Origin of the sequence: Nonomuraea salmonea, assembly GCF_042428605.1 — a bacterium.
Classification (GTDB): Bacteria; Actinomycetota; Actinomycetes; order Streptosporangiales; family Streptosporangiaceae; genus Nonomuraea; species Nonomuraea salmonea.
On sequence record NZ_JBHMCF010000042.1, the window covers coordinates 253,549 to 267,894 of the forward strand.

Here is a 14,346-nt window from a genome sequence, read left to right on the forward strand (position 1 = left end):
GGCAGATCTACGTATCAGGCGAGAGTCTGGGTCAATTCGTTCCGGTCCGCGGTGCACACCAGGCGGCCGCGGGCGCCGTTCACGATCGGCATGTACGGCGGCACGTGCCCGCACTCGACCCCGGCCACGATCGGCACGCCGAGCCCGCCCAGTGCGTCCAGCACGGCCTCCTCCTGGCTCAGCGAGGGCAGGCCGGGCGCCGAGGTGCGGCCCACGACGACGGCGTTCGCGCCGGTGAAGAAGCCGGCCAGGCGCATGCCGTGCAGGTGGCGGCAGATCTCGCCCGCGTCGTGCTCGCACGCCTCGACGTAGACCAGCAGCCCCTCGTCGCCGGCCGCCGCCGCGAAGGCGGGCACGTCGGCGTAGGGGGTGCCGGCGACGTCGGCGAGCGTCTCGATGCAGCCGCCGATCAGCCGGCCGGTCACGTCGAGGTCGCCGTCGCCGTCGCCGTCGAGCCGCCGCCACCGTCCTGGGGTGTCCAGCGTGAACGTGTCCACCTCGGGAGTCTCGATGTAGTCGTCGCGGCCGTGCGCGCGGTGGCGGCCGGGCGGGAGCTGGGTGAACGTCGTGCCAGGCGTCATCGTCACGATGTCGAGCCAGGTCAGCAGGCCCTCGGGGGCACCGTAGGGGGTCCATCAGACTCTCCCGAGAGGACCGTTGCCTTTAGGTGACGGGGGAATCGGGAGCGGGAGGGCCGTCAAGGCCTGGGCGTGGAGTGACCTGCCTGGTCTTGACATGAGAGTTCTCCGTTTCGCCGCGCATGAGCTGGACAGCGTTGTTATAACGATCGTGTGATTCGGCAGGTGCGCACTTCTCCGGGAGCCGGGTACGACCTCGGATACCGCGTGGTGTGGTGCCCGACGTACCGCTGCCCGGCCTTCGGCGGCCGGGTGAAGGACCGCTTCAAGGAGTTGATCCGCGCCGAGGCCGGCGAGCACGGCTGGGAGGTCGTGGCGCTTGGAGTGATGCCCGACCAGGTGCGCCTGTTCGTCAAGCCCGGCCCGAAGCACTCGCCGTCGTCCGTGGCGTTGTATGTGGCCGGCCAGTTCAAAAGCTTCGCCTTCCACCACCTGCGTGCCGAGTCCGGCCATTTGCGTTCCCGGTTGCCCACGCTGTGGTCGCGGTCCTGCTGCGTGGCCACGGTCGGCGTGGTGCCGGTTGGGACGGTGCGGCGCTCCATCGAGACGCGGTACGAGCGGCCGTCCACGGGCGGTGGCGGTGCGTAGGTCGTTCACGTTCCTGCTGCGCCCCACCAGCAAGCAGGCCGCCGCGCTGGTGGCGTGCCTGGAGGATCACCGCACGCTGTACAACGCCGCGCTGGAGCACCGCCGCACCGCGTACGCCAAGGCGGGGGTGAGCGTCCGGTACGGGGACCAGTCGGCCGAGTTGAAGCACATCCGCGCCGACGACGCGGGCGGGCAGGGCCGGTGGTCGTTCTCCTCTCAGCAGGCCACGCTGCGGCGGCTGGACAAGGCGTTCCGCGCGTTCTTCGACCGCGTCAAGGCCGGGCGTACGCCGGGCTTCCCCCGGTTCAAGGGGCGGGGCCGGTTCGACAGCGTGGAATGGCCGAAAGACGGTGACGGCTGCCGGTGGGACTCCCAGCCCGAGCACCCCACCGCGACCTACGTCCGGCTGCAGGGCATCGGGCACGTCCGCGTCCACCAGCACCGCCCGATCCGGGGCCGGGTCAAGACGATCAGCGCCAAGCGGGAAGGCTCGCGCTGGTATGTGGTCCTGTCGTGCGACGACGTGCCCGCCGAGCCGCTGCCCGCCACAGGCGCGACGGCCGGCATCGACATGGGCGTCGCCTCCCTGGTCACCACCAGCGACGGCGCGCACGTGGCCAACCCGCGCCATCTGGCCGCGACCGCTGATCGTCTCGCGGACGCTCAGCGGGACCTGGCCCGCAAGGAGCGGGGCTCCAAGCGCCGCCGTAAGGCCGTCGCACGGGTGGCCGCCCTGCACGGCAAGGTCCGCCGCCAGCGCCTGGACCACGCGCACAAGGCCGCGCTCGTGCTGGTCCGCGGCTACGACGTGATCGTGTACGAGGACCTGCGGATCACGAACATGTCCCGCTCGGCGTCCGGCACGATCGAGGCTCCCGGCCGCAACGTCGCGCAGAAGACGGGCCTCAACCGGAGCATCCTGGACGCGGGCTGGGGGGTGTTCCTGACGGTCCTCGCGTGCAAGGCTGAAAGCGCCGGTCGAGAGCTGATCGCGGTGAACCCTGCCGGCACCTCCCGTACGTGTGCCCGTTGTGGGCATTGTGCGAAGGAGAACCGCGTCACCCAGGCCGCGTTCGCCTGTACGGCGTGCGGGCATGCCGCGCACGCCGACGTGAACGCGGCGATCAACATCCTCAGGGCAGGGCTTGCCCTTCGCCAGGCTGCGGAAGCGGCTTAGCGAGAAGCCGCTCCCTTCACGGAGCGGAGGAGTCACGAGGTTGTTGCCGTGGACCGTGGCGACGCCGGTGAGCAGGGTCAGCGGGGTGAAGATCGTGGACACGTCCGAGCCAGGTCGGCTCGGCGGCGCGCAGCGCGTCCCAGTCGAGCAGCGGCAGCAGGTCGATCGCGGTCTGGCCGCCGCGCCGGTTCGTACCCCTTTTCGCGCATGATCCCCGGTGGGAAGGTGACGAGACCTACGACAGGACGGGAGCGGCTCCATATGCGGAAATATGTGATCATGGGCGTGCAGGGCAGTGGAAAGGGCACCCAGAGCGCGATGCTCGCCGCCGACCTCGACCTCGTCCACATCAGCGTCGGTGACATCTTCCGCTGGCACGTCAAGCACCACACCAAGCTCGGCGCCCAGGTACGCCGCCTCGTCGCGGCCGGCGAGCTGGTCGGCGACGACCTCGTGGCGGACGTCGTCAAGGACCGCCTCGAACTCCACGACTGGAACTACGGCTTCATCGTCGACGGCTTCCCGCGCAACCGGCGCCAGGCCGAGTTCTTCCTGGAGAGCTACGACCTCGACGGCGTCATCCACCTCGACCTGCCCGACGACGAGGTGCGCAGGCGAGTGCTGGCCCGGCGGCTGTGCGCGCGGTGCGGCATGGACTACAACCTCATCGCCCACCGGCCCGAGGAGGAGGGGCGCTGCGACGTGTGCGGCGGCGAGCTGGTGACCAGGGCCGACGACACCCCCGACGCGCTGGCCCGGCGGCTCGCCGACTACCACGACAAGACCGGGCCGGTGCTGGAGCTGTTCCGCCGCAAGGAGTACGTGCTGACCATCGACGCGCGCGCCGACAAGCTCGCCGTCCAGCGGACCATCCGCGTCCGCTTCAATCTGCCGCCCTACCAGGGCTGACCCGTGAGGCAAAGAGTCGGTCACGGCGGCTCATGATTGCGGTCGGACCGCCCCCGGGACCCGGCTCCCCGGGAGGAGGATCACCAGCGGGTCGAGACAGGCACGTCACGCGGGGGTAGGACATGGGCAGGCCCGGATTCGCGGCGATCATCGCGCTCGCCGCGCTGGGCACCGCCGCCTGGGCGGCGACCACCCCACCCGCACCCGGCGGCGCCGCGCGAGATCCGGGCTTCGGGCCCGCGCCGGGCAGCGCCGCCAAGAGCGCGATGGGGCCGTCCTGGCTCGTGGGGGCGCCGACGTACAGGCCGGAAAGGGAACCGGGCGGCCGGTGGGGCGGGCCGGAAGGGGAGCTGAGCGGCCGGCGGGATGGGCCGGCGGCGCCCAGGCCGAGCGGGACGGGGACGCCGCGCGTCCCCGCGAACCTGCACGTCACCCAGGACCTCGCCCCTGACCCGGTGATCATCGGCGGCGAGGCCGTCTACGTCATGACCGTCACGAACGCCGGCGTGACGGACGCCGGTGGCGTCATCGCCACCGCCGTGCTCGACCGCCACCTCACCCCCGGCCGTCTCCCGGACGCCTGCTCGCTCACCGGACGCACGGTCACCTGCGGCACGGCGCTCCCGGCAGGCGGCAGCGTCGCGTTCGAGCTGCCGGTCGGCACCGATCCCGCCCTCCAGGACGGCACCAGCCTGGTCAACCGCGCCCACGTCACCGCACCCGACGCGCTCGCCGGCGAGGACGAGCTGACGACGCGGGCGCGGGCGGTCGCCGAGGTCGAGGTACGCCAGGAGGGCACCCCGCAGGAGGTGGGCCACGGCGAGCGGATCCCTTACCGGCTGACGGTGACCAACCACGGCCCCTCACGGGCGGCGAACGTCTCCCTGCACAACCCGGCCGACGGCGACCGAGCGACGATCGCGGAGCGCCCGGCCGAGTGTCCGGCCAGCGGCTCCGCGTCCACCTGCCCGCTCGGCCCGCTCGCGCCGGGGGAGAGCAGGACGTACGCGTTCAGCCTGACCCCGCACGTGGCGGGCCCGCTGACGATCTGCGCGTCCGTCACCACCGGCGGCGGCGAGAAGAACACCGAGGACAACCACGCCTGCGCCGAGACGGTCGTGGCGGCGGCGGAACCGGCACAGGAGAGCATCGAGGAGCCGGAGGAGACCCCCGAGCCGGCCTCCAGCGCCTCCCCGGACAAGGAACGCAAGAGCACCGGGCACGAGCCGGACGAGCCCCACCGCGAGCGCGACCCCGAGCCCCCGGCCGCCGCCGGGGACGTGCCGCCGCCCGCGCACCACAGCAGTGAGACCCTGCCGCTGACCGGCGCGTCGATGTGGATGCTCGGCCTCGGCGTGGCGGTGCTGCTCGCGATCGGCCTGCTCGTCCGCTTCTTCTCCCACCAGGACAGGCGAACCCCCTGACCTGCACCTGCCCCGCCTCAGTCCACGACGTCGCGGGTCCACGACCCGAGCACGAGCAGGGTCTTGGTGCCCGTGACGTTCCCCGCCCTGCGCAGCCGGTCGATGACCTGCTGGAGGTGGCCGAGGTCGCGCACCCGTACGTGGATCAGCGCGTCCGGATCGCCCGCGATCGTGAACACGGCCTGCACCTCGGGCACGTCGGTGGCGGTGCGGATGATCTCGGCGACCGGGGTGGTGCCGGGATAGCGCAGCTCGGTGAAGGCCTCGATGCCCCAGCCGAGCTTGGCGTAGTCGATCTGCACGGCGAAGCCGGTGATCACGCCCAGCTCCTTGAGCCGGTCCACCCGCCGCTTGACCGCCGCCACCGACAGCCCGATACGCTCGGCCATCTCGGAGAACGTCCTGCGCCCGTCCTCGCGCAGCAGTCGCAGCACCTGGTGATCGATGTCGTCCACCTCAGGCACGGAGTACGCCCCCTTCATGCGCAAAGAACGTCGGCTGGCACGTCCATGAACTCATATCGTTTGCGTCTTCGGCCCGGTTTCTCGTCTAATACTTGCGCATATCATGCCCTGGTTGCTGTGCTGGGAAGCACGGCGCCCACGAGGCGAGCACGTAAGAAAGCCAGGAGGTTCGCATGAGCGTGAGCGAGACTCCCGCCCCCGTGTCGCTCGACGACAAGTACACGGCGCAGGACGGCCGCGTGCTCATCTCGGGCATCCAGGCCCTGGTCCGCTTGACGCTGGAGCAGCGCCGCCTGGACGACGAGCGCGGGCTGGACACCCGGGCGTTCGTCAGCGGCTACCCGGGTTCGCCGCTGGCGGGCGTGGACCTGGAGATGGGCAGGGCGGCGACGTTCCTGGAGCCCGCCGGCGTGGTGGTCAAACCAGGGCTGAACGAGGAGCTGGCCGCCACGGCGGTGGCCGGCACGCAGCTGCTCGACCAGGTGCCGGGCCGCCGCCACGAGGGCGTGACGGGCTTCTGGTACGGCAAGAACCCCGGCCTCGACCGGGCCGCCGACGCCCTCAGGCACGCCAACGTGGCGGGCACGGCCCCGCTGGGCGGCGCGGTGGCCTGGATCGGCGACGACCCCGGCTGCAAGTCGTCCACGCTGCCCAGCTCGTGCGAGCCGATGTGCCAGAGCCTGTCGATGCCGCTGCTGGCGCCGGGCTCGGTGACCGAGATCATCGAGTTCGGGCTGCACGCGGTGGCCTTGTCGCGGGCGACGGGCCTATGGGTGGGCCTGAAGATCGTCGCTGACATCGCCGACGCCTCCGCCACCGTCGACCTGGGCCCGCTGCGCGCCGGCATCCCCGAGCCAGGGCGCGCCTCCCGGGGGCCCGCGCCCATCCTGCTCGGCCCCGCCGCGCTCGACGCCGAGCACGACATGCTCACCCGCCGCCTCGACCTGGCCCGCGCCTACGCCCGCGAGCACGGGCTCAACCGGGTGACGGCCGGCGCCGGCAACACCACGCTGGGGGTGCTCGCGTCCGGCGCCACGTACGCGGTGGTCGAACGCGCCCTCGCCGACCTCGGCCTCGACGAGGCCGCGATGGACGCGCACGGCCTGCGGCTGATCAGGATCGCGATGCCGTTCCCGCTCGACCCCGCCGAGCTGGCCGAGCTGACCTCCGGCCTCGGCCGGGTGCTGGTGGTCGAGGACAAGGTGCCGTTCCTGGAGGGCCACCTGAAGCAGGCCCTGTACGGCGGCGCGCACGTCCCCGAGATCGCCGGCCGCGACCTGCTCACCGCCAGGGGCACGCTGGGCGCCGACGACGTGGCCAAGGCGATCGCCACCTGCCTCGGCATCGAGCCGCCGCGCCGCGAGCGCCGCCGTGGGCTGCTGCCGGTGGTGGCGGCGCGCACGCCGTACTTCTGCTCGGGCTGCCCGCACAACACCTCCACCCGCACCGCCGACGGCACGCTGGTCGGCGTGGGCATCGGCTGCCACGCGATGATCGCGCTCGACGGTCACGGGCGCGGCACCCAGGTCGGCATCACGCAGATGGGCGGCGAGGGCGCGCAGTGGATCGGGCTGTCGCCGTTCACCGACGACTCGCACTTCGTCCAGAACCTCGGCGACGGCACCTACCACCACTCCGGGTCGCTGGCCATCAGGGCGGCGGTCGCGGCGGGGGTGCCGATGACGTACAAGCTGCTCTACAACGACGCGGTCGCCATGACCGGCGGGCAGCGGCCCGAGGGGCGGCTGGACGTGCCCGCGCTGACGCGGGAGCTGGCCCTTGAGGGTGTGCGGCGGGTGGTGATCACCACGCCGGAGCCCGAGACGTACCGGGGGGTGGAGCTCGCGCCGATCGCCTCCGTACGGCACCGCGACGACCTGCCCGAGGTCGAGAAGGAGCTGGCCGCGATCGGCGGGGTGACCGTGCTCATCCACGACGACCGCTGCGCCGCCGAGGAACGGCGCCTGCGCAAGCGCGGCAAACTCCCCACGCCCGCTCAGAAGGTGCACATCAACGAGCGCGTCTGCGAGGGCTGCGGCGACTGCGGCGACGTCTCCACGTGCCTGTCCGTGCAGCCGGTCGAGACCGAGTACGGCCGCAAGACCCGCATCCACCAGGCTTCCTGCAACACCGACCTGAGCTGCCTCAAGGGCGACTGCCCTTCGTTCCTGCTGGTCGAGCCGGGCACCAAGGAGCAGAGGAAGGCGCCCGCGCCGCCCGTCACCCCACCCGAGCCGGTCATTTCCCACGCCGACGAGACGCTCATCAGGATGCCCGGCATCGGCGGCACCGGCGTGGTCACCGTCTCGCAGATCCTGCAGATGGCCGCCCACCTCGACGGGCTGCACGCCACCGGCCTTGAGCAGACCGGGCTCGCGCAGAAGGGCGGGCCCGTGGTCAGCGACGTGCGCATCGGCAAGCGGCCCCCGGCCGGGCACGTCCGCGCCTCGCGGGGCAGCGCCGACGTGCTCATCGGGTTCGACGTGCTGGGGGCGGCGGCCGACGCCACGCTGTCCGTGGCGGCGCCCGGGCGTACCGTCGCCGTGCTGAACACCTCCGTCGTGCCCACCGCCGCCATGGTGACCGGCCGCGTCCCCGTCCCCGGCCACGCCGACGCGGTCGCCCGCGTCGCCTCCGCCACCCGCGCCCAGCACTGCGTGGACGCGCACGCGCTGTCGGAGGAGCTGTTCGGCGACCATATGCCGGCCAACCTGCTGCTGCTCGGCGCCGCCTACCAGCACGGCTGCCTGCCCGTCGGCGCCGACGCGATCGAGCGGGCCATCACGCTCAACCGGGCCTCCGTCGAGCAGAACCTGGCCGCGTTCCGGTGGGGGCGGGCCGTCGCGCACGACCCCGACGCCGTGCGCAGGGCCGTGCTGCCCGCGCCTCCCGAGCCGCCGACGTTCGAGGAGGTCGTGGCCGACCGCGTCGCCGACCTCACCGGCTACCAGAACGCCACCTACGCCCGTACGTACGCCGACGACGTCCGCGGCGTCGCCGCCCGCGCTCTGGAGCGGGCCGGCGAGGAGGCCGGCGCCGCCATCGCCCTCGCCTACGCGCGCGGCCTGCACAAACTGATGGCCTACAAGGACGAGTACGAGGTCGCCCGCCTCCACCTCGACCCCGCAGAGCAGGCGCGGCGCGAGCGCGAGTTCGGCACCGGCGCGAAGGTGACGGTGCTGCTGCACCCGCCGGTCCTCCGCGCGATGGGCATGAAGCGCAAGATCAAGGTGGGACGCTCCGCCGGCGTGCTCTTCCGCGGCCTGCGCGCCGCGAAGGTGCTGCGGGGGACCGCGTTCGACGTGTTCGGCAGGGCCGAGGTGCGCCGGGTCGAGCGGGCGCTGGTCGCCGAGTACCGCGAGCTCGTCCGCACCGCGCTCGACCGCCTCACCCCCGCCAACGCCGCCGTCGTCGAGGAACTCGCGGGCCTGCCCGACCTGATCCGCGGGTACGAGGACATCAAGCTCGCCCGGGTCGCCGAGTTCCGCGAACGCGCGCAGAAAGCGTTGGAGAACCTCTGAATCCTCAGGAGTCATCGTGACCGTCGAACGCCTGCTGCCGGACCAGGACGCCAGAGACCTCATCGAGCTGACCCGCGACATCGCCGACAAGGAGCTGGCTCGCCGGGTCGACGAGCACGAACGCTCCGAGACCTACCCCGAGGGCCTGTTCGCCACCTTGGGCGCGGCCGGGCTCCTCGGCCTGCCCTACCCGGAGGAGTACGGCGGGGGCGGGCAGCCGTACGAGGTGTATCTGCAGGTCATCGAGGAGCTGGCGATGCGCTGGGCGGCCGTCGCCGTCGCCACCAGCGTGCACACGCTGGCCTGCTACACCGTCTTCACCCACGGCACCCCCGAGCAGCGCGACCGGTGGCTGCCCCGCATGCTGGCCGGCGAGCTCATCGGCGGCTACAGCCTGTCCGAGCCGCAGGCCGGCTCCGACGCCGGGGCGCTGACCTGCCGCGCCGAACGCGTCGCCGACGGCTACCGCGTCACCGGCAACAAGGCGTGGATCACGCACGGGGGCATCGCCGACTTCTACGCCCTCTTCGCCCGTACGGGGTCCGGCTCGCGCGGCGTCTCCTGCTTCCTCGCCCCCGGCTCCGCCGACGGCCTCACCTTCGGCCGCCCGGAGGAGAAAATGGGGCTGCACGCCGTACCGACGACCAGCGCCCACTGGGACGGGGTGCTCGTCGACGCCGACCGCCTCATCGGCGAGGAGGGCCAGGGCCTCCAGATCGCCTTCAGCGCCCTCGACTCCGGCCGCCTGGGCATCGCCGCCTGCGCCACGGGCCTCGCCCAGGCCGCCCTGGACGAGGCGGTGGCCTACGCCAAGGAACGCCAGACCTTCGGCAAACGCATCATCGACCACCAGGGCCTCGGCTTCCTGCTGGCCGACATGGCCGCCGCCGTCGACACCGCCCGCGCCATGTACCTGGACGCCGCCCGCCGCCGCGACGCCGGCCTCCCCTACGGCCGCCACGCCTCGATCGCCAAACTCGTCGCCACGGACGCCGCCATGAAGGTCACCACGGACGCCGTCCAGGTGTTCGGGGGGTACGGGTATACGCGGGAGTATCGGGTGGAGAGGTACATGCGCGAAGCGAAGATCATGCAGATCTTCGAAGGCACCAACCAGATCCAGAGATTGGTGATCAGCCGCGACCTGGCCAAATAGAGGTGGGTTCCACGGCCATCGTGACCTCGATCCACCTCCAGGCCATCAGGCGATATCGACGAGAAGAACGGCTGCTTCTACGCTTCGCGCATGGAACCCATGGAGATCCGGATCGTGATGCCGTTCGACCCCGCCTTCCACGCCCCTGAGAGCGTCGCGGCCACCGAGCGGTGTTGCAGCCAGCACGGCAAGGACTACTGCGACGAGCCACCGGTCGCCAGCGTCTATTACCCACCGAACGGCAGAGTCTCCGCCTGCGCCAGAGCCCTGCACGGGATCATCGACGATGCGCTGAGGAAGTTCCCTCGACAGTAGTAGGCGGCGATGGCGTCACTGGTGCGCTGCTCAGTGGACTTGCGTGCACCCGCTTCCATGGGTGGGAAGCGGGTGCTTGTGGAGGCCAGTCCGGTTGATCGGGTTCGGGGGGTTGGGCTGGCGGCTGATGATGAGCGGGCTGAGCGGCCCCAAGCTTGGCGGGGGCTCAATGTGCTGGGGTTCGCTCTTATGGAGGCTCGGGAGGTTCTGCGGCGGATGTAGGCGATTGAGTACGTGGTACTCATGTCGTACGAAGCCGCCGGCCGTACGTTCGCGGCGTGTCCAGCTCAGTCTTACGAGTAACCCTCGCACTCATCATGACCGTCGCGGGCCTGGTCCTCGTCGGTTCCCCCGCCGCCCACGCGGCGGACACCCAGCCGTTGAACGTGCGGATCCTTCTGGTGAACTGCGCGGCCCCCTGCGACGAGCGGGGGCTGGAAGCGCTCGGCGAGAGTACGCCGGACTTCTACGGGAAGATCACGTTCGCCGGCTTCCCCACCCACACCACCCCCAGAGCGCCCGACGACCAGTCGCAGGTCGCCCCGTTCTGGACGCACTCCCAGCAGATCCCCACGACGGTGGTCGAGCAGGAGATCTCGATCCAGATCTGGGACCACGACAGCACGTCGGGTGACGACCTGGCCGACACCTCGCCGGTGGAGGGGCAGGCCGACACGCGGTTCAAGGTCAACATGATCCACGGCACGGTCTCCGGCGACCTGAACGACAGCACCGGGTGCGTGGCCGGGAACGGGGAGCCGGGCGGCGGCGTCTTCGGGCCGGATCCGAAGCCGTCCGTGCAGGTCTGCGTGGAGGTCACGCCGACCTCGGTCACCGACTCCGATCGGGACGGCTTCACCGACTACGAGGAGTACCGCGGGCTCGACTTCGACGACGACAACGTCGTGGATCTGACCCTGCCGGACGTGGATCCCGACCGCCGCGACCTGTACGTCGAGATCGACTGGATGAAGGACAGGAAGCCGCAGGACGGCGTGCTGGAGAGGGTCGAGGAGGTGTTCGACAGGGCTCCGGTGACCAACGAGCAGTCCGGCGCGACGGGCCTGGCGCTGCACCTGCTGGCGGACGAGGAGGTGCCGTACGCCGAGGCGATCGACTTCAGCGACGACCGGCGGCCGGGCGCGTACGACGACTTCGACGACATCAAGTCGGGCTCCTGCGGCCCGGACGACGACGGGCACTTCGGCACGACGGCTGACCGGGAGAGCGCTCTGTGCGAGGAGATCGTGCAGTTCAAGCGCCGCCACTTCCGGTACGGGGTCTTCATCAACGGCCTGACCGGCAGCGGCACCACGTCGGGCCGGGCGGAGCTGCACGACCGTGGCGGCGACGACTTCGTGGTGTCCCTGGGCCGCTGGACGGACGACATGTTCAAGGCGGGCGGTGGCCGCGTCGCCGTCGAGCAGGGGACGTTGCTGCACGAGCTGGGCCACACCTTGGGTCTCGGTCACGGCGGCCGCTACACCAACGGCGTGGTCGACTCGATCAACTGCAAGCCCAACTACCAGAGCGTGATGAACTACGCCTGGCAGACGCAGAACCTCGACTCCGGCCGCCCCCTCGACTACCAGCGCTTCGGCAAGCAGACGCTGCTGGAGAACGACCTCGACGAGACGCAGGAGCCGGGGCTGGCGGGCGCGCGCAAGCCGGTGATCCACGGCGACGACGGCGAGGTGGCCAGGTCCGACCCGGACGAGAAGATCGACTGGGACGGCGACGGCACGTTCACGACCGGCGCAGTCGCCGACATCAACCACATTCCGGACTTCGAGGAGGGCTGCACCAGCGACGACGCCAGCGAGCGGCTGGTCAGCAATCCCGACTGGAGCCAGCTGGTCTACGGCTTCACCGGCAGCCCGTACTGGGCCGACGGCAACCATGGCCCCGTCGTGCCCGAGCTGACCGGCGACGCCGTGCTCAAGGTGACGGCGGTCGACCTGACCGCGGGCATGACCGTCGACAAGGCGGAGGCCGCGGGTGGGGACACGGTGACCGCGACCGTGACGATCGGGAACAAGGGGGCGAGCGTGTCCTCCGACACGTCGGTGACGTTCACCCCGCCCACCGGAGAGCCCGTCACCCGCCCGCTGGACGACCTGGCGCCGGAGCGTACGGCGACCGAGACGTTCACGTACGAGATCCCCTGTACGGTCGCCGACGGCAGCGCGCTCACCAGCACCGCCGAGGTGACGGGCGAGAACGCCGACGGCCTGCCCGAGCCGGAGTCGACGCTGGCCGACAACAAGGCCACGGCCGTCACCACGGTCAGCGCGCCGGTCATGGCGGTGACCGCCACGGCGACGGCGTCGGTGCGCGCGGGCGCGGCGATCACGTACGCGATCGGGCATCGCAACACCGGCCACGCGCCCGCGACGGGGGCGGAGCTGACGTACGTGCTGCCCGCCGACGTCTATTACAGCGAGGCGCTGGACGCGGGCGCGGGCCCGCGTCCTAAGGAGGTCACGAGGAACGACGACGGCACGACGACGCTCACCTGGCCGCTCGGCACGGTCGCGCCGGGCGCGTCCGGGGAGATCACCTTTACCGCGCGGCCCGGCCTGCTGTTCGAGGCGGGCGCCACGGTGACGGGACGGGCGGGCCTCGCGTACGGCGGCGCCAACGACTGCACGTTCGGCCCCGCCACGGCCACCGCGCAGACGGCGATCACCGAGGCCGCGCCCGGCAGGCACCCGCTGCTGTCCACGCTGTGGGCGCTGCGCACCGACCTGCGTACGGACGAGGTGCGGGCCCGCGTCCAGGCCACCGACACCCGCTTCGACGGGAACGGCGACGGCGCGCTGTCGCAGAAGGAGACGTCGGACGCGCTGCTCCTGCCCCTGCTCCAGCCCAAGGAGCTGCGGGCCGAGCTGCTGGCCACCACGCTCAACCTGGCCACCCGCCAGATCAACGCCGGCACGCACGTCCACACGGCGACCATCACCAAGCTCAAGCTCAGGACCGTCGGCGACGCCGTGAGGCACGCGCGGAAGGTCCTGGCCGAGCCGCCGGCCGTGGGCAACCTCGTCGCCTACACGGACGCGACGCTGGTGCTCGTCCAGATCAACTCCGGAGTGGCGGAACGGTACTGATAAAAGCGGATGGCGGCCGCACGGGTGCGGCCGCCATCCTCATGGAAAGGTCAGGAGCTCGGGCAGGTGTGGCGGTACTCCTCGATCGCCAGCCCGCTGGGCGGCGGGCAGAGGAACTGGTCGTAGCGGGTGTCGTCGTCGACGAACCGCTTCAGCCAGGCCACCATCGACTTGGCCATCGTGGTGTTGGTGGTCTGCGGGAAGAAGTGGCTGGCGTTGTTCAGCTCCAGGTACGCCTTCTCCGACGACGCCGGGATGCTCTCGTAGAACGGCTCCGAGTGGCTGCGTACGGGGGCGATGCTGTCGCTCTCACCACCGATGATCATCGTCGGGACGCGCACGCCCGACCACGACTTCTGCAGGTTCCACGGCGCGATCGGCACCGCCGCCTGCAACGAGGACCGGCTGCTCGCCGCCTCCAGCGAGCCGCCGCCGCCCATCGAGTGGCCCGCCACGGCCAGCCGCGAGGAGTCGATGCGGCTGCGTACGGTCAGCGAACTGTCCTCGACCAGGTAGTCGAGGGCGGCGAGGAGCTGGCGGCCCCGGCTGGACGGCTGGTCGTAGAGGGTGTTGGTCTCGATGCCGATCACCACGAAGCCGTGCGAGGCGATGCGCGGGCCCAGCCACGACAGGCTGGACCAGCGGGCGGTGTAGCCGGGCGAGATGGCGATCGCGCCGAACGTGCCCTGGCTGGTGTCGAGCGGATAGTAGATCGTGCCGCCGCCGAAGCCGCTCACCAGCGACGAGACGCTGGTCTGCCCGGTCGAGAACGGGCCTCTGGAGGCTTCGAGCAAGGCGTCGGTCGGGGCGGGACCGCGCTCGTACGGGCTCGCCGCCTGGGCGGGGGAGGCGGCCGCGAGGGCGCCGGCGATCAGTGAGACGGTGAGGGCGAGTGTGGTGAACGTTCGCGCGCCGAATCGGGGGGCTAAGAGCTGCACGTCGTCATACTCCCTGCTCATCGGGGGGTGCTTCAGGTGGTGACAGCTGTCTTTCGCCATTGTTCGGAGCGGGGGTCAACCGTGCATCGGTGAAATCACCGGTCCT

Annotated in this window: 12 protein-coding genes; 9 read left to right on the plus strand and 3 right to left on the minus strand. The window is 71.4% G+C overall.

The window, feature by feature from the left end:
- Positions 1-14: 14 nt before the first annotated feature.
- Positions 15-581 (minus strand): S66 peptidase family protein, encoded by a 567-nt coding sequence (locus ACFFR3_RS39270; RefSeq protein WP_379484819.1) that lies wholly within the window; start codon positions 579-581, stop codon positions 15-17.
- A 222-nt stretch (positions 582-803) separates the two neighbouring features.
- Between ACFFR3_RS39270 and tnpA the strand changes: the two genes are divergently transcribed.
- From tnpA to ACFFR3_RS39290, 4 genes are all read left to right on the plus strand, one after another.
- Positions 804-1,226 carry an IS200/IS605 family transposase gene (tnpA, locus tag ACFFR3_RS39275; RefSeq protein WP_345399531.1) on the plus strand — a complete coding sequence of 141 codons (423 nt, stop codon included), beginning with the start codon at positions 804-806 and terminating at the stop codon, positions 1,224-1,226.
- Entirely contained in the window at positions 1,219-2,403 is a 1,185-nt protein-coding gene (locus tag ACFFR3_RS39280; protein WP_364368995.1) for an RNA-guided endonuclease InsQ/TnpB family protein, read from the plus strand. Before tnpA ends, ACFFR3_RS39280 begins: the two co-directional genes overlap by 8 nt.
- 261 nt (positions 2,404-2,664) lie before the next feature.
- Positions 2,665-3,312 (plus strand): adenylate kinase family protein, encoded by a 648-nt coding sequence (locus ACFFR3_RS39285; RefSeq protein ID WP_364368997.1) that lies wholly within the window; start codon positions 2,665-2,667, stop codon positions 3,310-3,312.
- Positions 3,313-3,434: 122 nt separating this feature from the next.
- Positions 3,435-4,736 carry a CARDB domain-containing protein gene (locus ACFFR3_RS39290; RefSeq protein ID WP_379484768.1) on the plus strand — a complete coding sequence of 434 codons (1,302 nt, stop codon included), beginning with the start codon at positions 3,435-3,437 and terminating at the stop codon, positions 4,734-4,736.
- Between the two features lie 17 nt (positions 4,737-4,753).
- Here ACFFR3_RS39290 and ACFFR3_RS39295 read toward each other — a convergent pair whose 3' ends face one another.
- On the minus strand, positions 4,754-5,218 hold the full coding sequence (locus ACFFR3_RS39295; RefSeq protein ID WP_364369002.1) for an Lrp/AsnC family transcriptional regulator: 465 nt from the start codon (positions 5,216-5,218) through the stop codon (positions 4,754-4,756).
- Between the two features lie 155 nt (positions 5,219-5,373).
- On the opposite strand from ACFFR3_RS39295, the gene ACFFR3_RS39300 reads away from it, so the two are divergent.
- From ACFFR3_RS39300 to ACFFR3_RS39320, 5 genes are all read left to right on the plus strand, one after another.
- The gene (locus ACFFR3_RS39300) at positions 5,374-8,721 is read left to right on the plus strand and encodes an indolepyruvate ferredoxin oxidoreductase family protein (protein ID WP_379484769.1); all 3,348 of its coding nucleotides are present in this window, start codon (positions 5,374-5,376) and stop codon (positions 8,719-8,721) included.
- A 16-nt stretch (positions 8,722-8,737) separates the two neighbouring features.
- Positions 8,738-9,877 (plus strand): acyl-CoA dehydrogenase family protein, encoded by a 1,140-nt coding sequence (locus tag ACFFR3_RS39305; RefSeq protein ID WP_379484770.1) that lies wholly within the window; start codon positions 8,738-8,740, stop codon positions 9,875-9,877.
- A 90-nt stretch (positions 9,878-9,967) separates the two neighbouring features.
- On the plus strand, positions 9,968-10,192 hold the full coding sequence (locus ACFFR3_RS39310) for a hypothetical protein (protein ID WP_345399557.1): 225 nt from the start codon (positions 9,968-9,970) through the stop codon (positions 10,190-10,192).
- 57 nt (positions 10,193-10,249) lie between these two features.
- Complete coding sequence (locus tag ACFFR3_RS39315) at positions 10,250-10,414, plus strand: NADAR domain-containing protein (protein WP_512699787.1); 165 nt, start codon at positions 10,250-10,252, stop codon at positions 10,412-10,414.
- Between the two features lie 56 nt (positions 10,415-10,470).
- On the plus strand, positions 10,471-13,302 hold the full coding sequence (locus tag ACFFR3_RS39320) for a hypothetical protein (RefSeq protein WP_379484771.1): 2,832 nt from the start codon (positions 10,471-10,473) through the stop codon (positions 13,300-13,302).
- A gap of 50 nt (positions 13,303-13,352) precedes the next feature.
- On the opposite strand, the gene ACFFR3_RS39325 is transcribed toward ACFFR3_RS39320, so the two are convergent.
- The gene (locus ACFFR3_RS39325; RefSeq protein ID WP_379484772.1) at positions 13,353-14,261 is read right to left on the minus strand and encodes an alpha/beta hydrolase family protein; all 909 of its coding nucleotides are present in this window, start codon (positions 14,259-14,261) and stop codon (positions 13,353-13,355) included.
- Between the last annotated feature and the right edge of the window lie 85 nt (positions 14,262-14,346).